The sequence below is a fragment of the Streptomyces sp. HB132 genome, assembly GCF_016909575.1.
GTDB lineage: Bacteria > Actinomycetota > Actinomycetes > Streptomycetales > Streptomycetaceae > Streptomyces.
Genome location: NZ_JAFBGA010000003.1, coordinates 241,644 through 259,532, shown reverse-complemented (window position 1 = coordinate 259,532; position 17,889 = coordinate 241,644). Strand labels below are relative to the sequence as shown.

The 17,889-nt window shown below is 73.4% G+C and carries 18 protein-coding genes; 11 read left to right on the top strand and 7 right to left on the bottom strand.

Annotation, left to right across the window (positions count from 1 at the left end; translation table 11 throughout):
- The first annotated feature begins 8 nt into the window (after positions 1–8).
- From JOC24_RS08845 to lgt, 10 genes are all read left to right on the top strand, one after another.
- Positions 9–1,502: an anthranilate synthase component I gene (locus JOC24_RS08845; protein ID WP_205019574.1), complete on the top strand. Its 1,494-nt coding sequence runs from the start codon at positions 9–11 to the stop codon at positions 1,500–1,502.
- Positions 1,503–1,543: 41 nt separating this feature from the next.
- Positions 1,544–2,203 carry a TIGR02234 family membrane protein gene (locus JOC24_RS08840; RefSeq protein WP_205019573.1) on the top strand — a complete coding sequence of 220 codons (660 nt, stop codon included), beginning with the start codon at positions 1,544–1,546 and terminating at the stop codon, positions 2,201–2,203.
- 94 nt (positions 2,204–2,297) lie between these two features.
- The gene (locus tag JOC24_RS08835) at positions 2,298–2,549 is read left to right on the top strand and encodes an HGxxPAAW family protein (protein WP_205019572.1); all 252 of its coding nucleotides are present in this window, start codon (positions 2,298–2,300) and stop codon (positions 2,547–2,549) included.
- A 173-nt stretch (positions 2,550–2,722) separates the two neighbouring features.
- On the top strand, positions 2,723–3,139 hold the full coding sequence (locus JOC24_RS08830) for a DUF2752 domain-containing protein (RefSeq protein WP_205020005.1): 417 nt from the start codon (positions 2,723–2,725) through the stop codon (positions 3,137–3,139).
- 113 nt (positions 3,140–3,252) lie between these two features.
- Positions 3,253–4,062, top strand: a complete 810-nt coding sequence (gene trpC / locus JOC24_RS08825; RefSeq protein WP_205019571.1) for an indole-3-glycerol phosphate synthase TrpC — start codon at positions 3,253–3,255, stop codon at positions 4,060–4,062.
- A gap of 8 nt (positions 4,063–4,070) precedes the next feature.
- Positions 4,071–4,325 carry a tryptophan biosynthesis modulator TrpM gene (gene trpM, locus JOC24_RS33110; protein ID WP_307792655.1) on the top strand — a complete coding sequence of 85 codons (255 nt, stop codon included), beginning with the start codon at positions 4,071–4,073 and terminating at the stop codon, positions 4,323–4,325.
- Between the two features lie 133 nt (positions 4,326–4,458).
- Positions 4,459–5,739: a tryptophan synthase subunit beta gene (gene trpB / locus JOC24_RS08820; RefSeq protein WP_205019570.1), complete on the top strand. Its 1,281-nt coding sequence runs from the start codon at positions 4,459–4,461 to the stop codon at positions 5,737–5,739.
- Positions 5,736–6,548: a tryptophan synthase subunit alpha gene (trpA, locus tag JOC24_RS08815; RefSeq protein ID WP_205019569.1), complete on the top strand. Its 813-nt coding sequence runs from the start codon at positions 5,736–5,738 to the stop codon at positions 6,546–6,548. Before trpB ends, trpA begins: the two co-directional genes overlap by 4 nt.
- A 75-nt stretch (positions 6,549–6,623) precedes the next feature.
- The gene (locus tag JOC24_RS08810) at positions 6,624–7,445 is read left to right on the top strand and encodes a DsbA family protein (protein WP_205019568.1); all 822 of its coding nucleotides are present in this window, start codon (positions 6,624–6,626) and stop codon (positions 7,443–7,445) included.
- An 85-nt stretch (positions 7,446–7,530) separates the two neighbouring features.
- Positions 7,531–8,490 carry a prolipoprotein diacylglyceryl transferase gene (lgt, locus tag JOC24_RS08805; RefSeq protein ID WP_239580056.1) on the top strand — a complete coding sequence of 320 codons (960 nt, stop codon included), beginning with the start codon at positions 7,531–7,533 and terminating at the stop codon, positions 8,488–8,490.
- 146 nt (positions 8,491–8,636) lie between these two features.
- On the opposite strand, the gene JOC24_RS08800 is transcribed toward lgt, so the two are convergent.
- The 7 genes from JOC24_RS08800 to JOC24_RS08770 form a co-directional block, all read right to left on the bottom strand.
- Positions 8,637–9,455 carry an HpcH/HpaI aldolase/citrate lyase family protein gene (locus JOC24_RS08800; RefSeq protein WP_205019567.1) on the bottom strand — a complete coding sequence of 273 codons (819 nt, stop codon included), beginning with the start codon at positions 9,453–9,455 and terminating at the stop codon, positions 8,637–8,639.
- Positions 9,452–10,660, bottom strand: a complete 1,209-nt coding sequence (locus tag JOC24_RS08795) for a CaiB/BaiF CoA transferase family protein (RefSeq protein WP_205019566.1) — start codon at positions 10,658–10,660, stop codon at positions 9,452–9,454. The genes JOC24_RS08800 and JOC24_RS08795 overlap by 4 nt, the downstream gene beginning before the upstream one ends.
- The gene (gene rbsK, locus JOC24_RS08790; RefSeq protein WP_205019565.1) at positions 10,657–11,541 is read right to left on the bottom strand and encodes a ribokinase; all 885 of its coding nucleotides are present in this window, start codon (positions 11,539–11,541) and stop codon (positions 10,657–10,659) included. Before rbsK ends, JOC24_RS08795 begins: the two co-directional genes overlap by 4 nt.
- The gene (locus tag JOC24_RS08785; RefSeq protein WP_205019564.1) at positions 11,538–12,905 is read right to left on the bottom strand and encodes an ADP-ribosylglycohydrolase family protein; all 1,368 of its coding nucleotides are present in this window, start codon (positions 12,903–12,905) and stop codon (positions 11,538–11,540) included. Before JOC24_RS08785 ends, rbsK begins: the two co-directional genes overlap by 4 nt.
- Positions 12,902–14,101 carry an ADP-ribosylglycohydrolase family protein gene (locus JOC24_RS08780; RefSeq protein WP_205019563.1) on the bottom strand — a complete coding sequence of 400 codons (1,200 nt, stop codon included), beginning with the start codon at positions 14,099–14,101 and terminating at the stop codon, positions 12,902–12,904. The genes JOC24_RS08785 and JOC24_RS08780 overlap by 4 nt, the downstream gene beginning before the upstream one ends.
- On the bottom strand, positions 14,034–15,293 hold the full coding sequence (locus tag JOC24_RS08775; protein ID WP_307792662.1) for an ADP-ribosylglycohydrolase family protein: 1,260 nt from the start codon (positions 15,291–15,293) through the stop codon (positions 14,034–14,036). The genes JOC24_RS08780 and JOC24_RS08775 overlap by 68 nt, the downstream gene beginning before the upstream one ends.
- Positions 15,294–15,355: 62 nt before the next feature.
- Positions 15,356–16,546, bottom strand: coding sequence for an ADP-ribosylglycohydrolase family protein (locus JOC24_RS08770; protein ID WP_205019561.1), 1,191 nt, complete (start codon positions 16,544–16,546; stop codon positions 15,356–15,358).
- 222 nt (positions 16,547–16,768) lie between these two features.
- Between JOC24_RS08770 and JOC24_RS08765 the strand changes: the two genes are divergently transcribed.
- A complete protein-coding gene (locus tag JOC24_RS08765) occupies positions 16,769–17,500 on the top strand; it encodes a VIT1/CCC1 transporter family protein (protein WP_205019560.1) in 732 nt (243 codons plus the stop codon).
- Positions 17,501–17,889: the final 389 nt, after the last annotated feature.

Here is a 17,889-nt window from a genome sequence, read left to right as displayed (position 1 = left end):
CAGCCGCCATGGATCTCGAGACCTTCCGCAAGCTCGCCGTCGACCGGCGTGTCATCCCCGTCAGCCGCCGGCTCCTCGCGGACGGCGACACCCCGGTCGGGCTCTACCGCAAGCTCGCGGCCGAACGCACCGGCACGTTCCTCCTCGAATCCGCGGAGAACGGCCGCACCTGGTCCCGCTACTCCTTCATCGGGGTACGCAGCGCCGCCACCCTGACCTCCCTCGACGGACAGGCGCACTGGCTCGGCACCCCACCCGTCGGCGTCCCCCTCGGCGGCGACCCGCTCCAGGCGCTGCGAGCCACCGTCGAGACCCTGCACACCCCCCGCGACCTGGTCGGAGACGACGGCCTGCCGCCGTTCACCGGCGGCATGGTCGGCTACCTCGGCTACGACGTCGTACGCCGCCTGGAGCGGATCACCGAGCACGGCGGCGACGACCTGGAGCTCCCCGAGCTCACGATGCTGCTCACCTCCGACCTCGCCGTGCTCGACCACGGGGACGGCACCGTCCTGCTGATCGCCAACGCGATCAACCACAACGACCTGGACACCGGGGTCGACGAGGCGTACGAGGACGCGGTCGCCCGCCTCGACGCCATGGAACGCGACCTGTCCCGGCCCGTGGAGAACACCCCCGCCGCACTGCCGCCCTCGGAACTCCCGCCCTACACCGCGCTGTGGGGCGGACAGGCCTTCATGGACGCCGTCGAGGACGTCAAGGAGCGCATCCGCGCCGGCGAGGCCTTCCAGGTCGTCCCCTCCCAGCGCTTCGAGACGCCCTGCACGGCGAGCGCGCTGGACGTCTACCGGGTCCTGCGCGCCACCAACCCGTCGCCGTACATGTACCTCTTCCGCTTCGACGGCTTCGACGTCGTCGGCTCCAGCCCCGAGGCACTCGTCAAGGTCGAGGACGGGCGGGCGATGGTCCACCCGATCGCCGGGACCAGGCACCGCGGCACCACACCGCAGGAGGACCAGGCGCTCGCCGACGAACTCCTCGCCGACCCCAAGGAACGTGCCGAGCACCTCATGCTCGTCGACCTCGGCCGCAACGACCTGGGGCGGGTCTGTGAACCCGGCAGCGTCGAGGTCGTCGACTTCATGTCGGTCGAGCGGTACTCGCACGTGATGCACATCGTGTCCACCGTCACCGGCCGTGTCGCCGAGGGCCGCAGCGCCTTCGACGTCCTCACCGCATGCTTCCCCGCCGGCACCCTCTCCGGCGCCCCCAAGCCGCGCGCCCTGCAGATCATCGAGGAGCTCGAACCCACCCGCCGGGGCCTGTACGGCGGCTGCGTCGGCTACCTCGACTTCGCCGGGGACTCCGACACCGCCATCGCGATCCGGACCGCCCTGCTCCGGGACGGCACCGCGTACGTCCAGGCCGGCGCGGGCATCGTCGCGGACTCCGACCCGGTCGCCGAGGACACGGAGTGCCGCAACAAGGCCGCCGCGGTCCTGCGCGCCGTGCACACGGCGAACCGGCTCACGGCCGGCTGAGACCGACCCGTTCGTCGGCCGTTCCGAGCCGGTAGGGGATAGTGGAGTACGTGAGTGCCGTCCCCGTACCCCAGCCCCGTGCCCGAGCCGCCTCCGCGCCCGACAGCGCGGGAAGCCGCCGGAGCCTGGGCGCCGGCCTGCTCCTCGGCGCGGCCGGCGCCACCGTCGTCCTCCTCGCCTCGGGGCAGACCTGGGCCGAGGGCGAGGCGGCCGTCGGCGGCGGCACCCTGCCGCTCACCGCCGACGGACAGGACGTCACCGGCCTTCCGGCCGCCCTCGCCGTCGTCGGCCTGGCCGCCCTCGTCGCCGTCTTCGCCGTCCGCGGCGCCGGCCGGGCCGTCGTCGCCGGCCTGCTGGCGCTCAGCGGCCTCGGCGCGGGACTGAGCGCCTGGGCCGGTGCCTCGGACCGCTCCGCCCTGGACGAGCGGGCCGCGCAGACCACCGGCAACACCGCGGCCACCGTCGACGCCCTCAGCCACACCGCCTGGCCCTACGTCACCGCCGCCGGCGGTCTGCTGATCCTGCTCGCCGGAGTCCTGGCCCTGCGCTACGGCAGCCGCTGGCCCGCCATGTCGGGACGCTACGAACGCGACGGCACCCCCCGCCCCCGCAAGGCCGCCCGCACCGCCCCGGACCCCGACCGGCCCGAGGAACTCTGGAAGGCCCTGGACCGCGGCGAGGACCCGACGCGCGAGGCGTGACCCCGCGCTCACGTCCTGCCTGCCGGTGCGGGACAATGGCGGAGAGCTTTCTGTAACAGCGACACCTTCGCGCAACACCAACGAGGAGCAACTCATGGCGGGCAGCAGCCACGGACACACCCCGGCCGCCTGGACCGGTGTCATCATCTCGTTCATCGGCTTCTGCATCGCGGGCCTCTTCATGGTCGCGGCGAACACGCTCGGCTTCTGGGCCGGTATCGCCGTGGTCGTCCTCGGCGGCGTCGTCGGCTTCGCCATGAAGATGGCCGGCCTGGGCATGCCGAAGGAATCCGCCGAGATGGAGGCCGCCCGGGCGCGCGCCTCGCAGGCCCAGGTCGCGGCCTGAGCCCTTCCGGCAGCCGCCGGTCTCCACGACACGACGAGAGGCGCAGCCCGGGCCGGGCTGCGCCTTCGCGCGTGAGCGGGGACAATCGGCCCGTGGACGCCTCAACCTCTCCCGCAGCCGCCGCTCCCGAACCGGCCCCCGCACCCGCCCCCGGGTACGTACCCGGCGGCCCCATGCCGCCGCCCGCCCCGGTCTCCCGGCTCCGGCGGCTCGCCACCCCCCTCGGGGCGATGGCGGCCGTCGCCGGGGCCTTCGCGTACGTAGCCACGGTCGACCCCAACGAACCCGGGCACTACCCGGTCTGCCCCATGCTCCGCTTCACCGGAGTGCTCTGCCCCGGCTGCGGCGGGCTGCGCAGCGCCCACGCCTTCGCCCACGGCGACCTCGCCACGGCCCTCGGCGCCAACGCCGTGGCCGTCGTCGGCTACGCCGTCCTCGCCGTGGTCTGGCTGCTCTGGGTGGTCCGCGTGAGCCGGGGCCGGACGTTGCGGATCGGCCTCGCGCCCGCCTACTGGTGGGGCGTCGGCGCGGTGCTGCTGGTGTTCACGGTGGTCAGGAACCTGCCCTTCGGCTCAGCGCTGGCGCCGTGAATGCCCAGGTAGTGGGACGTGAGAGCGCCGGATGCGAGCCCTGAGCCCTCCTGCGGATACCATCGAGATGGCTGATCCTGTACCTATCACCGCTTCGGAAGGGGGCCGCTCGCGTGAGTGTGCTCGACGAGATCATTGACGGCGTACGAGCCGACCTCGCGGAGCGGCAGGCGCGTGTCAGCCTCGACGAGCTCAAGGAACGCGCCGAGCGCGCTCCCCGGGCCAAGGACGGAGTCGCCGCCCTGCGCGGCGAGGGCGTGACCGTCATCTGCGAGGTCAAGCGCTCCAGCCCCTCCAAGGGGGCGCTGGCCGCCATCGCCGACCCGGCCGCGCTCGCAGCGGACTACGAGGCCGGCGGGGCATCCGTCATCTCGGTCCTCACCGAGGAGCGCCGCTTCGGCGGTTCGCTCGCCGACCTGGAGGCCGTCCGCGCCAAGGTCGACATCCCGGTCCTGCGCAAGGACTTCATCGTGACCTCGTACCAGCTGTGGGAGGCACGGGCCCACGGCGCCGACCTCGTCCTGCTGATCGTCGCCGCCCTCGACCAGGAGGCCCTGGTCTCGCTGATCGAGCGGGCCGAGTCGATCGGCCTGACGCCGCTCGTCGAGGCGCACGACGAGGAGGAGGCGGAGCGCGCCGTGGACGCCGGGGCGAAGATCATCGGTGTCAACGCGCGTAACCTCAAGGACCTCAAGGTTGACCGCTCCACCTTCGAACGCGTCGCCCCCGAGATCCCCGACCACATCGTCAAGGTCGCCGAGTCCGGCGTCCGCGGCCCGCACGACCTCATCGCCTACGCCAACGCGGGCGCGGACGCGGTGCTCGTCGGCGAGTCCCTGGTCACCGGCCGCGACCCCCGGGCCGCCGTCGCCGACCTGGTCGCCGCCGGCGCCCACCCCGCGCTCCGGCACGGACGGAGCTGACCCCACCGGTGCCCGCCGACCGTCCCGCCGCCCCCACCCGGCCGGGCACGCGCCCCGCCGGGGCGGGTGCCCGGGACCCGCACGGCCGCCGCCCACCCGTCTTCCTCCGCCACCCTCAACCGAGGCGCTGCGCGCCGCCCTTCTGGCACCGCGGCTGCCGCGCCCCCGCCCGGCGTGTGCACGGCAGGCGCGTGCGGTACGTGATCGGCGACGAGCCCGGACAGGTCAACGGCATGCGATGGCCCACGGGGTCCGCGCCGTAGCGAGCCCCGGCCGTCGCCCCCGCCGTACAGGGGGATCCGCACGTCCCACCGCACCGACCACCCCGGTCGGCGCGGCGCTCCGCTCACGGCGCATACGGTGACATCACCCGTTGCGATTCAAGGAGCACGTCGCATGTCGTCCGACTTCTTCATCCCGGACCCCGAGGGTCTGATCCCCAGTGCCGAGGGCTACTTCGGCGCGTTCGGTGGCAAGTTCATCCCGGAGGCGCTGGTCGCCGCCGTGGACGAGGTCGCCGTCGAATACGACAAGGCCAAGGCGGACCCGGCCTTCGCCGCCGAGCTCAACGCGCTCATGGTCGACTACACCGGCCGGCCCAGCGCGCTGACCGAGGTCTCGCGCTTCGCCGAGCACGCCGGGGGCGCCCGCGTCTTCCTGAAGCGTGAGGACCTCAACCACACCGGCTCGCACAAGATCAACAACGTGCTCGGCCAGGCCCTCCTCACCAAGCGCATGGGCAAGACCCGCATCATCGCCGAGACCGGAGCCGGCCAGCACGGCGTCGCCACCGCGACCGCCTGCGCCCTCTTCGGCCTCGAGTGCACCATCTACATGGGCGAGATCGACACCGAGCGGCAGGCTCTGAACGTCGCGCGGATGCGCATGCTCGGTGCCGAGGTCGTCGCCGTGAAGTCCGGTTCGAGGACCCTCAAGGACGCCATCAACGAGGCCTTCCGCGACTGGGTCGCCAACGTGGACCGCACCCACTACCTCTTCGGCACGGTCGCCGGACCGCACCCGTTCCCGGCGATGGTCCGCGACTTCCACCGTGTCATCGGCGTCGAGGCCCGCCGCCAGATCCTGGAGCGGACCGGCCGGCTCCCGGACGCCGCGGTCGCCTGCGTCGGAGGCGGCTCCAACGCCATCGGCCTCTTCCACGCCTTCATCCCCGACGCCGGCGTCCGGCTGATCGGCTGCGAACCCGCCGGACACGGTGTGGAGACGGGCGAGCACGCGGCGACCCTGACCGCGGGCGAGCCCGGGATCCTGCACGGCTCGCGCAGCTACGTCCTCCAGGACGACGAGGGCCAGATCACCGAGCCGTACTCGATCTCGGCCGGCCTCGACTACCCGGGCATCGGCCCGGAACACGCCTACCTCAAGGACGTCGGCCGCGGCGAGTACCGCGCGGTCACCGACGACGACGCCATGCAGGCCCTGCGCCTCCTCTCCCGTACCGAGGGGATCATCCCGGCCATCGAGAGCGCCCACGCCCTCGCCGGCGCCCTGGAGGTCGGACGGGAACTCGGCGAGGAGGGGCTGATCCTGATCAACCTGTCCGGTCGCGGCGACAAGGACATGGACACGGCGGCCCGGTACTTCGGGCTGTACGACGGTGCCGACGCGGTCGTCGAGGCCGATGTGGCCGACGGAGAGGTGGAGGTCACCAAGTGAGCGGCAACCGAGGACTCCTCGAATCCACGCTGGCCGACGCGGCGTCCGAGAACCGGGCGGCGCTCATCGCCTACCTGCCCGGAGGCTTCCCGACCGTCGACGGCGGCATCGAGGCGGTCAAGGCGGCCGTCGCGGGCGGCGCCGACGTCATCGAGGTGGGGCTCCCGCACAGCGACCCGGTGCTCGACGGGCCGGTCATCCAGACCGCCGACGACATCGCGCTGCGCGGCGGACTCAAGATCGCCGACATCATGCGGACGGTCCGCGAGACGCACGAGGCGACGGGCGCGCCGATCCTCGTCATGACGTACTGGAACCCGGTCGACCGCTACGGCGTGGAGCGCTTCACCGCCGAGCTCGCCGAGGCCGGCGGCGCCGGGTGCATCCTGCCCGACCTGCCCGTCCAGGAGTCGGCGCTGTGGAGGGAACACGCCGACAAGCACGGTCTCGCCACGGTCTTCGTCGTCGCCCCGAGCAGCAAGGACGCACGCCTCGCCACCATCACGGCCGCAGGTTCGGGCTTCGTCTACGCCGCCTCGCTGATGGGCGTCACCGGCACCCGCGAATCGGTCGGCCTGCAGGCCCAGGACCTGGTGCGGCGCACCCGCGCCACCACCGACCTGCCCGTGTGCGTGGGCATCGGCGTCTCCACGGCCGAGCATGCCCAGCAGGTCGCGGGCTTCGCCGACGGAGTGATCGTCGGCTCGGCCTTCGTCAAGCGGATGCTGGACGCGCCGGACGAGGCCGCCGGTCTCGCCGCCGTCCGCGCGCTGGCGGCCGAACTGGCCCTGGGCGTTCGAAAGCGCTGACAGTGCCCGTCATCCGTAAGGGTGGACCTGGGACCGGGGAGGCGCTCACGTGCCTCCCCGGTTCGTTTGCGCGGTGTGAGCGAGAAGAACCGAGACCGAAGCAGAGCCGCACGTGACCGGCTAGTCCAGCAGCGTGAGCAGGACCGGGCGCGGGAGCGCCGCCGCCGCACGCTGATCGTCACGACCGCCGTGGTGGGGGTGCTGGCGCTGGCGGCCGTGATCGGCGTGATCGCCGCCAACGCCGGGAAGAACGACAAGGACAGCGCGGCAGGGCCCGCCGTCACCCCGTCCGGGGCGATGGGGGAGGACGGCCTCACCCTCCAGGTCGGGGCGGACGACGCGCCGTCCACGCTCACGATCTGGGAGGACTTCCGCTGCCCTGTCTGCGCCCAGTTCGAGAACGCCTTCCGCGACACGATCACGGAGCTCGCGGACAGCGGTCAGCTCAAGGTGCAGTACCACCTGGCCACGATCATCGACGGCAACGTCGGCGGCACCGGGTCGGTGCGCGCGGCCAACGCCGCCGCCTGCGCCCAGGACGACGGAAAGTTCGCCCCCTACCACGACGTCCTCTTCCGCAACCAGCCCGCGGAGACCGACGACGCCTTCGGCGAGAACAGCAAGCTGATCGAGCTGGCCGGCGGCGTGAAAGGCCTGGACACCCCCGCCTTCCGCAGTTGTGTGAACGACGGCACGCACGACAGCTGGGTCGCGAAGTCCAACAAGGCGTTCGCCGAGGGCGGGTTCGAGGGCACGCCGACGGCCCTGCTCAACGGCGAGTCCGTCTTCCCGAAGAAGGGGGACGAGCAGATCTCCGTGGCCAACCTCAAGAAGTGGGTGGCCGACGCCAACAAGGGCAAGAAGCCCGGCACGGTCGGAGCGACACCCTCACCCTGAGGACGCTCCGGACGCACCCCGTTACCCAGAAGTTGCCGGACGGCTTGCCGCGCGTCCCGTCCGGCAGGGTAGCGTCGACCTCGTCATGAACCTTGCCTTCATTCCCAGCCCGTCGACCGGCGTGATCGAGCTCGGCCCGATCCCGCTCCGCGGCTACGCGTTCTGCATCATCATCGGTGTCTTCGTCGCCGTCTGGTTCGGCAACAAGCGCTGGATCGCCAGAGGCGGCAAAGCCGGCACCGTCGCCGACATCGCCGTCTGGGCCGTGCCCTTCGGCCTGGTCGGCGGCAGGCTCTACCACGTCATCACCGACTACCAGCTGTACTTCAGCGACGGTCAGGACTGGGTGGACGCCTTCAAGATCTGGGAGGGCGGCCTCGGTATCTGGGGTGCGGTCGCGCTCGGCGCGGTCGGTGCCTGGATCGGCTGCCGCCGCCGTGGCATCCCGCTCCCGGCCTGGGCCGACGCCCTGGCCCCCGGTCTCGCCTTCGCCCAGGCGATCGGCCGCTGGGGCAACTGGTTCAACCAGGAGCTCTACGGCAAGCCGACCGAGGTCCCCTGGGCGCTGGAGATCAGTAAGGGCACGAACCGGGTCGCGGGCACCTACCACCCGACGTTCCTCTACGAGTCCCTGTGGTGCGTCGGCGCCGCGCTCCTCGTCATCTGGGCCGACCGGCGCTTCAAGCTCGGACACGGCCGGGCCTTCGCGCTGTACGTCGCCGCGTACTGCGCGGGCCGCGGATGGATCGAGTACATGCGCGTCGACGAGGCGCACCACGTGCTGGGCCTCCGCCTCAACGTGTGGACCGCGATCATCGTGTTCGTGCTCGCGGTGACCTACATCGTGATCTCCGCGAAGATCCGCCCGGGCCGCGAGGAGATCGTCGAGCCCGACCTTTCCGGGGACGCCGCCGAGGCGGACTCCTCCGAAGACGCCGCCGTGTCCGGGGACACGTCCTCCGACCGCGACCCGGACGCCCCCGCGACCGGCGCCGAGAAGACCGAGGGCGACGGGGCGCCCTCGCAGAAGGCCGACCGGAGCTGACGCCCACGACGACCGAAGGGGCCGCCGGACCACATGGGTCCGGCGGCCCCTTCGTGCGTCCCCTGCACCCGGCCCCGGTCGGCCCTCCGCGGGGCGCGGGACTGCCCGGGCCGTCCTGTTCGCGGCGCCGGACCCCGCGCATCCGATCAGCGCCGTCGCGCCAGGGCGAGCACGCGCTCCGCGGTCGCGACCACCGCCGCGTCGACGAACCTCCCGTCCGGCAGCGCCTGCGCCCCCGCCTCGGTCCGGGACGCCTCCAGGATCTGTTCCGCCGCCTCGATCTCGCGTGAGGTGGGCCGGAACGCCCGCTCGATCACCGGGAGCTGCCGGGGGTGGATGGCAGCCCGGCCGAGCAGGCCGAGATCCCTCCCGTGTGCGCACGACGAACGCAGCCCGGACAGATCCCGGACGTCGGGAAACACCGACATCACGGGCGGATCGAGCCCGGCCGCCCGGGCGGCGATCACCACACGGCTGCGCGGCCAGTCGAGACCGGCGTCGTCCCGCACCCCCAGATCCGCGCGGAGATCCGCCTCGCCCAGCGCGACGCCCCGTACGTCGTGGTGCGACCCGGCGATCGAGTACGCGTGCTCGATCGCCAGTGCCGACTCCAGCAGGGGATACAGCGGGACACCGGGTGCCAGAGCCGCGACGTGGTGCACGGACGCCGCGTGGGTGATCTTGGGGAGCCGCATCCCGGACAGCCCCGGCAGCCCCGCCAGCGCCTTCACGTCGTCCTCGCCGTGGACGCGGACGTGGACCGGAACCGCTCTCGCGTCCACCGTGACCCGCTCCGAGAGGAGCTCCGCCGTCGCCGTCCGCGCGTACTCCTTCCGGGCCGGGGCGACCGCGTCCTCCAGATCGACGATCACCACGTCCGCACCGGAGCCGAGCGCCTTGCGGACCACCCCGGGCCGGTCCCCGGGGACGTACAGCCAGGTGAGCGCCACCGCCGCGCCGCTCACAGCGCACCCTCCTCCCGCAGCGCCGAGATCGCCGGCGCGGAGAGGCCGAGCTCCGCGAGGATCTCCTCCGTGTCCGCTCCGTGCGGCCGGCCGGCCCAGCGGATCGCCCCCGGCGTCTCCGAGAGCCGGAACAGTACGTTCTGCATCCGCAGCGGTCCCAGCTCGGGGTCGTCGACCTCGGTGATCGTGCCCAGAGCCCGGTACTGGGGATCCTCCATCACATCCCGTACGTCGTGGATGGGGGCGATCGCCGCCTCGGCCTTCTCGAACGCGTCCACCGCCTCGTCCCTGGTGCGTCGGGCGATCCAGTGGCCCACCGCCTCGTCGAGTTCGTCCGCGTGCTCGGCACGCGTGCTCCCCGCGGAGAACCAGGGCTCCTCGATCAGTTCCGGCCGCCCCACCAGGCGCATCACGCGCTCCGCGACCGACTGGGCGGAGGTGGAGACGGCGACCCAGTGGCCGTCGGCGGTGCGGTAGGTGTTGCGCGGGGCGTTGTTCCGGGAGCGGTTGCCGGTCCGCGGCTGGACGTAGCCGAGCTGGTCGTACCAGAGGGGTTGCGGCCCCAGCACGGTCAGGATCGGCTCGATGATCGCCATGTCCACCACCTGACCGGCCCCGGTGCGGTCACGTCCGGCCAGCGCCGTCATCACCGCGTAGGCCGTGGTGAGCGCCGCGATCGAATCGGCGAGCCCGAACGGCGGCAGCGTCGGCGGCCCGTCCGGCTCCCCGGTGACGGCGGCGAAGCCGCTCATCGCCTCCGCGAGCGTCCCGAATCCCGGCCGGTGGGCGTACGGGCCCGTCTGCCCGAAGCCCGTGACCCTGGCCAGCACCAGCCGCGGATTGACCGCACGCAGCTCCTCCCAGCCCAGCCCCCAGCGTTCCAGGGTGCCCGGCCGGAAGTTCTCGATGACCACATCGGTGTCCGCCGCCAGCCGCAGCAGCACATCCCGGCCGCCCGGGGCGGACAGGTCGAGGGTCAGCGTGCGCTTGTTGCGGCCGAGCAGCTTCCACCACAGTCCGATCCCGTTCTTCGCGGGGCCGTGCCCCCGCGCGGGATCGGGTTTCCGAGGGTGCTCCACCTTGATGACCTCGGCCCCGAAATCGCCGAGCAGGGTGGCCGCGAGGGGCCCGGCGAAGAGCGTGGCGAGGTCCAGGACCCGCAGGCCGGCGAGCGGCGTCGTCGTGGCTGTCCCAGGAGCGGTCATGCCGCATCGATCTCGCTTCGGTAGGGCATCGACGTCGACGCGCCGGGTTTCTGCACGCAGAGCGCCGCGGCCGAGGACGCCCAGGCGACCGCCTCGGCCACGGACCGGCCCTCGCCGAGTGCCACGGCGAGGGCGCCCACGAAGGTGTCCCCGGCGCCGGTCGTGTCGACCGCCAGGACCTCGGGTGCCGCGAAGAGGACCGGCTCGGTGTCCCGGGCCGCGTAGAGGCAGCCCCTCCGGCCGAGCGTGATCAGGACCTCGGGGACCTGCCGGAGCAGGATCTGGGACGCGGCGTGCGGATCGTCGTAGCCGGTGAGAGCGGCCGCCTCGTGCTCGTTGGGGATCAGCAGGTCGACGGCGTCCAGGAGACCGGAGGGCAGCAGCTGCACGGGGGAGGGGGTGAGGATCGTCCTCACGCCGTGCGCCCTCGCGGTCCGCGCCGCCTCGGTCACGGCGGCCATCGGCAGTTCCAGCTGCAGGAGCAGCAGCCCGGCCGCCGCGACCGCCGCCTTCTCGCCCGGGCCGAGCGTGGTCACCGTGCCGTTCGCGCCGGGGATCACCACGATCGTGTTCGACCCCTCGTCGTCGACGACGATGTGGGCGGTGCCGCTGGGGCCCGCGACGGTGTGCAGCAGATCCGTGTCCACGCCGGCGTGCTCCAGGTTCGTCCGGAGCGCCGAACCGTATTCGTCGGTCCCGACCGCGCCGATCATCACCACGTCGCCCCCGGCGCGGGCCGCGGCGACCGCCTGGTTGGCCCCCTTGCCGCCGGGTACGGTCCGGAACTCGCGGCCGGTCACGGTCTCCCCGCGACCGGGTGCCCGGGGGACGTAGGCGACCAGGTCCATGTTGGTGCTGCCGAGCACCGCGATCGCTGTCATGGGCGGCGTACCTCCTGATAGGTCAGTTCCGCGAGGGTGTCGAAGCCGATGGAGTCGAAGCCGGGGACGGAGGTGGCCAGCCGGTTCTTGAGCGGGGCGGTCCAGTGGCCGGGCAGCGCGGCGGCCCGCCCGGCCAGCAGCCCGGCGAGCGAGCCCGCCGTAGCGCCGTTGGAGTCGGTGTCCCAGCCGCCGGACACCGCGCAGCCGATGGAGCGGCCGAAGTCCCCGTCCGCATGGGTGAGGGCCGCGGCGAGCAGCGCCGCGTTGGGCAGGACGTGCACCCAGTGGTGGGTGGATGCGTAGGTGTCGTGGAGGTGGTCGACGACGGTGTCGAAGTCCTGTTCGGCGCGCGCCGCCCGGATGCCGAGCCGGACCGCCTCCGCGTACCTGGACCGGGGCGGCACCACACGGAGCCCGGCGGCCAGACAGCCGTGCACATCCGTCTCGCCGCCCGCGGCCTCGGCGAGGGCGGCGGCGGTGAACATCGCCCCGTACACCCCGTTGGCCGTGTGGGTGAGGACCGCGTCGCGGTGGGCCTGTTCCGCCGCGGCCCCCGGGTCGCCGGGGTGGGTCCAGCCGTGCACGTCGGCCCGGATCCGGGCGCCGATCCACTCCCGGAACGGGTTGCGGTGACGTGCGGTGTCCGGTGGTTCGATGCCGTCGAGCAGATTGCGGTACGCGATGCGCTCCGCGGTGAAGAGCCTTCCCGCGGGGAGCTCGTCGAGCCACAGCCGGGCGAGGTCAAAGGTGCTGAACCCGCGCCCGTGCCTCTGCAGCAACAGCACGGTCAGCACAGGGTGGTCGAGGTCGTCGTCCGCCGGCATCCCGTCGATGTTCTCGGCGAGGGAGGTGGGCGCCGAGCGCCGGTTCCACGGGTGGGCGGCGGCCAGTTCGGCGGGCAGCCCCCGCGCGGTGAACCAGGTGGTGAGCGGCCAGTTGCCGGTGGCCCGGGCCAGGGCCCGGATGCCGTCCAGCGGCAGTTTCTCCACCGGTTTGCCCAGCAGGCAGCCGACGGCGCGGCCCAGCCAGGCCGCGTGCAGCCGGTCGGGCCCGAGGGACACGGGACGGGTGCGCGGGGCGGGCCAGCGCGGACAGGCGGCCCGGATCCCGGCCAGGCCGGTCGGCTCGTCACCGGCCAACGGGGACTCCCGTGCCGCCAGTTCGTCCAGGAGCTGCTCGGCCAGCGCACGCAGCCCGCGTGGTGCGGCGGGCTCCGACGCACCCGCGCGCTCCGGGGCGGGGGCGCCACCCGCCGCGTACCAGCGCCGCGCGACGTCCCCCGCGTCCCGGCCGTCCTGCGCGGCCTGACGCAGCTCATGGCCCACCAGGTCCTCCGGCTGGACCCAGGTCAGGCGTACGGTCACCGGCCGTCGCCCGCCAGCACGGCGAACGCCGCCTCGTGTGCGCGGCGCCGTGCCGTGTCCCGTACGAAGATCTCGCGGGCGACCTCCGTCAGGGCCCGGGCCGGGGCGTGCAGATCGAGGCGGCTGGCCTCGGCGACCGTCTTCACCCAGGTCCCGGGAATCGCCTGCTCGCCGTGGAGCGCGCCCGCGAGCGCACCGCTCATCGTGGCGATCGAGTCGCAGTCACGGCCGTAGTTGACCGAGCCGAGCACCGTGTGGTGGTAGTCGCCGCCGCCGACGAGGAGCATGCCCAGCGCGACAGGCAGTTCCTCGACGGAGTGCAGCCGGGAGGGCCGCCGCGCGCCCAGCGAAGGGTCGCGGTAGTGGGGACCGACCGTGTCGAACGGGGCGACGGCGGCGCGCAGCGGTACCAGTGCGGACTCGAAGTCCGTGTGACGGGAGGCCGCTTCGCACACCGACTCGATCGCCGACCGGGTGCCGTCCTTGGCCAGGGCCAGAGCGGCCTCGACGACGGAGACGGGGGTCGCCCCCGGGGCGCAGGCGGCCGCGACGGCGGCAGCCAGCACCCCGGCCGCCTCCCGCCCGTACGAGGACTGGTGCGCACCCGCGACGTCCAGCGCCTCCGCGTACGCGGCCTCCGGATGGGCGGCGTTCACCAGACCGACCGGGGCCATGTACATCGCCGCCCCGCAGTTGACGATGTTCCCCGACCCCGCCTCACGCGGATCGGCGTGCCCGTAGTGCAGCCGCGTGACGATCCACTTCTCGGCCAGGAAGATCCGTTGCAGGGGGAGCGCCTCGGCCTCCAGCTCCGGGATCCAGCGGGGCTGTGACATCAGGTCCGGCACGAGGTGGTCGGCGACCGCGTACGCGTCGAGGTGGCCGCGCACCGTCTCGTACACCCGGATCAGCGCGTGGGTCATCAAGGTGTCGTCGGTGACGTGCCCGTCACCCTTGTGGTACGGGGCGATGGGCCGTGCGGTGCGCCAGTCGTCGCCGTGCCAGGGACCCACGACACCGGTCACCCGGCCGCCGTGACGCTCCACGATCTGCGCGGGTGTCCAGCCCTCGACGGGACCGCCGAGCGCGTCCCCCACGGCCGCGCCGACGAGGGCTCCGGTGATGCGTTCATCCAGGGTGAGCGCCGTGGCGGTGGCCGTGCCGGACGCGCGAGGCTCGGTTGTTTTGTGTGTCATGCCGGAATTGTCCACCCGGGGTGACCGGTTCCGTGGCTGCCAGCAGCCCGGCGAGTTCGATCAGGTCGGTGCCGGCGAGCCGGGGCAGCGCGCACCCGGCCAGCGTCCGGCAGGCCTCCCGCCAGCCCACGGGCACGGACGCCGCCCCGCCCAGCGCCCCGGTCAGTGCCCCGGCTAGCGCGGGTGCCGAATCGGCGACCCGGGAAAGGCAGGCGGCCGCGGGGACGGCCTGCGCGAAATCGCCCCGGGCCGCCGCCGTCAGGGCCAGGGCGACCGGCACGGTCTCGGCCGCGGCGATCCCGTAGCTGTAGACGTGGTCCACGATCTGATGCTCCAGCACGGGCACGAGCGCGAAGGCGCCCGCCGTCTCGTCGGCGAACTCCTGGGCCAGCCGCACGGCGTGGGCGGCGTTGCGGGCGATCTCGGTCCCTTCGGGCAGCTGGTCGAGCGCGGCGTTCACCACCGTGCCGACGTCCGCCCCGGCGAGCGCCTCGGCGATCGCCGCGGCGACGGCCCGCGCGCCGTGCACCCCGTCACCGTCCTGGGTGTACCGGGCGTCGAACTCGGCGAGCCCGGCCGCCGCCGCCGGGTCGCCGGGGTGCACGACCGCGAGCACGGCGGCCCGCACACACGCCGCGTCGTCGAAGAAGTGCGGATTGTCGTGCCCGGTCGCGGGCGGGCGCAGCCCGGCGGCCAGATTGCCCAGCCCGGCCCGCACGGAGATCCGGGCCCGGAGCGGAAGGACGGCCGACTCGACCTCGGGGGCCCGGGCGCTCGCCGCGGCGACCTTCGCCGCCAGCGCGTTCCACGACCGGTCGATCGCTTCCCGCATCCGGTGTCCCGGGGAGAGGTCCGGAGCGTGGTCCGCGGCGGCGGCCAGTACGGTCCGGGCGGCGAACGCGGCCCACTCGGCGTCGTCGGACGGGCCGAGCCGCAGCGGTTCCGGCGGCTGGTTGAGGGCGATGGGCACGGGCAGCGTCGTCGTCGCGTTCTGCTCCGCGAAGGTGTCCAGCTCCCGGGTGAGCCGCCTCGTCCACTCCGGCATCCGAGCGGCCCGGTGCCTCGCGGCCGGCCACCCGGCGGCGTCCCCGGCGGCCAGCCCGAGCAGCAGGCCCTCGATCCTGGCCTGCCGTCCCGGTGCGCCGGGTCCCTTCGCGCCGCTCGCGGCCGCCGGTCCTGCGGTGATCCGGATCGCCACGTGCGGGGCGGACTCCGCCGCCTCGGCCGTGCTCCGCGGAGTGCGGCCTGCCGCGGTCACCGGGAGTCCTGCCGCGTACCGGCGGCCGGTGCCGACGGCCCCGTCCGCACGGGGGTGTGCCGCCCGGCACCGGGGAGCCGTGGCCCGCCGGACACCCCCTGCCGCGGGGAGAGGGGTGCGACCCCGGCCTCCCGGTGCGGGGCGGGCTCCCGCTCCGGGGTGGCCCGGACCCCCGGCGGGTCCTCCCCGTCGTCGGCCGGGGTCAGGAGCTCCGCGATGTCCAGGACGTGGTAACCCCGCATCGAAGGCAGGCAACTGCCCCGCACCGGGCCGATCGCCGCCGCCCAGTCCCGGGGGATGGCCGACACCCCGTGCAGGGCACCGGCCAGCGCGCCCGCCACCGCGGCCGTCGTGTCGGCGTCCCGGCCCATGTTCACGGCCGTGAGCACCGCCGTCGGGAAGTCTCCCCGCGCCGCGGTCAGGGCCCCGAAGGCCAGACCCACCGCCTCCGGCGCCAGATCCGTCCACGGGTAGCCGCCGATCACCACCGCGGAACGCACCGCGCGCTCCCCGGTCAGCCGGTCCGGGTACGAGCGCTGTGCGGCCGAGACCGCGCGGCGCAGCGAACGGGCCGTCCAGGAGTCCATCGGTACGACCGAGAGCGCGGCGGCGATCACGGAGGCGAGCCCCGCCCCCACCATCGCGGCGGCCACCCCCGCCGCGACCGCCTGTCCGCCGTAGATGCCCTCCCCGTCGTGACTGACCCGCCCGTCCACCGCCACCAGTCGGGCGGCCTCCGCGGGCCGGCCCGCCGCGAAGACCCCGAACGGCGCCGCCCGCATCGCGAGACCGTCGCTCCACGCGTGCCGGTGCTGGGCCGAGATCGGGGCGGCGAGACCGCGCCGCAGATTCTCCAGCGTGCCGCGCTCGCTGAATCCGGCACCCCGGAACGGGCCCTCGTCCAGATCGGCGATCCAGTGGTGCCAGGCCCGTTCGACGTGCGAGACGGTGAGCGCCGAACCGTGCCTGGCCAGCAGGAGCCCGGAGAAGATCGCGTACTCGGTGTCGTCGGTCCCCGCCGGATCGTCGCTCACGAACCCCTCGATGCGACCCCAGCGGCGGCGGATCTCGGAGGGGCGCATGTTCTCCGCCGGGGCGCCGAGCGCATCTCCCACCGCCAGCCCCAGCAGGGCCCCCCGGGCCCGGTCGGCCGTGCCCGCCGCCGGAGTGTCCGCCATGAGCTCCATCGTGAAGACCTTTCCTCGCACCCGGAACGACCGGATACGCGAGGTTTCCCCGATCACACCGAAGAGAGGCTCGTATTTCGTACAAATCGTCCGCCCGAGTGACGCCCTCGCGGCAGGTAAGTACGGCCTTCCTTGCTGGCGGGAGGCGTTTTTCGTGCGTACTTTCGACGGTGCGGAGCGGGAGCATCACATCGGGGACCGCTCCGGGAGAAGAGGAGAGCTGTGTCCATCATCGAGACCGACGCCGTACTGCACGAGGCCCACCGGGACAACCACACCCACCGTGACGTCAACGGCGGCTGGCTGCGGCCCGCGGTGTTCGGCGCCATGGACGGTCTCGTCTCCAACCTCGCCCTGATGACGGGCGTCGCCGGAGGGGCGGTCTCCCAGCAGACCATCGTCATCACGGGACTCGCGGGGCTCGCGGCCGGTGCGTTCTCGATGGCCGCGGGCGAGTACACCTCCGTCGCCTCGCAGCGTGAGCTCGTCGAGGCGGAACTCGCCGTCGAGCGGCGTGAGCTGCGCAAACACCCCAAGGACGAGATGCGCGAGCTCGCCGCCCTCTACGAGTCCCGCGGGGTCGAGCCCGCGCTCGCCCAGGAGGTCGCCCGGCAGCTGTCCCGCGACCCGGAACAGGCGCTCGAGATACACGCCCGCGAGGAGCTCGGCATCGACCCGGGTGACCTGCCCTCGCCGCTCGTAGCCGCCCTCTCCTCCTTCGGCGCCTTCGCGCTGGGCGCACTGCTCCCCGTGCTGCCCTACCTGCTCGGCGCCGACCGGCTGTGGCCCGCCGTGCTGCTCGCCCTCGCCGGGCTGTTCGGCTGCGGCGCGGTCGTGGCCAGGGTGACGGCACGCACCTGGTGGTTCAGCGGACTGCGTCAGCTCGTGCTCGGCGGGGCCGCGGCCGCGATCACGTACGGACTGGGCACGCTGCTCGGAGTGGCGGCCGGCTGACGGCCGGCGCCCCGGGGGCCGGGACGTCGGCGGCCCCTCGGTGGCCCCCCGGCGGCACCTCCCGGCGGCCCCGGTGTTCCGCCGGTGTGACATACGTCTTGACGCACGTCACTGGGCGGATGGGGTGGGCCCGCCGTAAAATGAGACGCTATGCAGTGCTACACATAAGTAGCCGTTACTCGGCGGTTTCGATTCCATGACCGCCGGGCAAGAGCCGTAGACACTCGCGGGCAACGACGCCCGCTCTCTGCGGTCTCCCCGGACAGTGATCCACAACGATCCTTCCGACCGTGACCCACCCGCACCACGGCTCCGTGGTGTCCGCATGTTGGAACAGCCTTTCCGCTTTTTGAGAAGCGTTCCATCATGTAACCTGCACGAAATTTCGC

Excerpts from the sequence above, each read along its gene's own strand:
- JOC24_RS08845 (WP_205019574.1), top strand. The coding sequence starts at position 9 with ATGGATCTCGAGACCTTCCGCAAGCTCGCCGTCGACCGGCGTGTCATC.
- JOC24_RS08835 (WP_205019572.1), top strand. The coding sequence starts at position 2,298 with ATGGCGGGCAGCAGCCACGGACACACCCCGGCCGCCTGGACCGGTGTC.
- JOC24_RS08830 (WP_205020005.1), top strand. The coding sequence starts at position 2,723 with ATGCCGCCGCCCGCCCCGGTCTCCCGGCTCCGGCGGCTCGCCACCCCC.
- trpB (WP_205019570.1), top strand. The coding sequence starts at position 4,459 with ATGTCGTCCGACTTCTTCATCCCGGACCCCGAGGGTCTGATCCCCAGT.
- lgt (WP_239580056.1), top strand. The coding sequence starts at position 7,531 with ATGAACCTTGCCTTCATTCCCAGCCCGTCGACCGGCGTGATCGAGCTC.
- JOC24_RS08795 (WP_205019566.1), bottom strand. The coding sequence starts at position 10,660 with ATGACCGCTCCTGGGACAGCCACGACGACGCCGCTCGCCGGCCTGCGG.
- rbsK (WP_205019565.1), bottom strand. The coding sequence starts at position 11,541 with ATGACAGCGATCGCGGTGCTCGGCAGCACCAACATGGACCTGGTCGCC.
- JOC24_RS08780 (WP_205019563.1), bottom strand. The coding sequence starts at position 14,101 with ATGACACACAAAACAACCGAGCCTCGCGCGTCCGGCACGGCCACCGCC.
- JOC24_RS08770 (WP_205019561.1), bottom strand. The coding sequence starts at position 16,546 with ATGGAGCTCATGGCGGACACTCCGGCGGCGGGCACGGCCGACCGGGCC.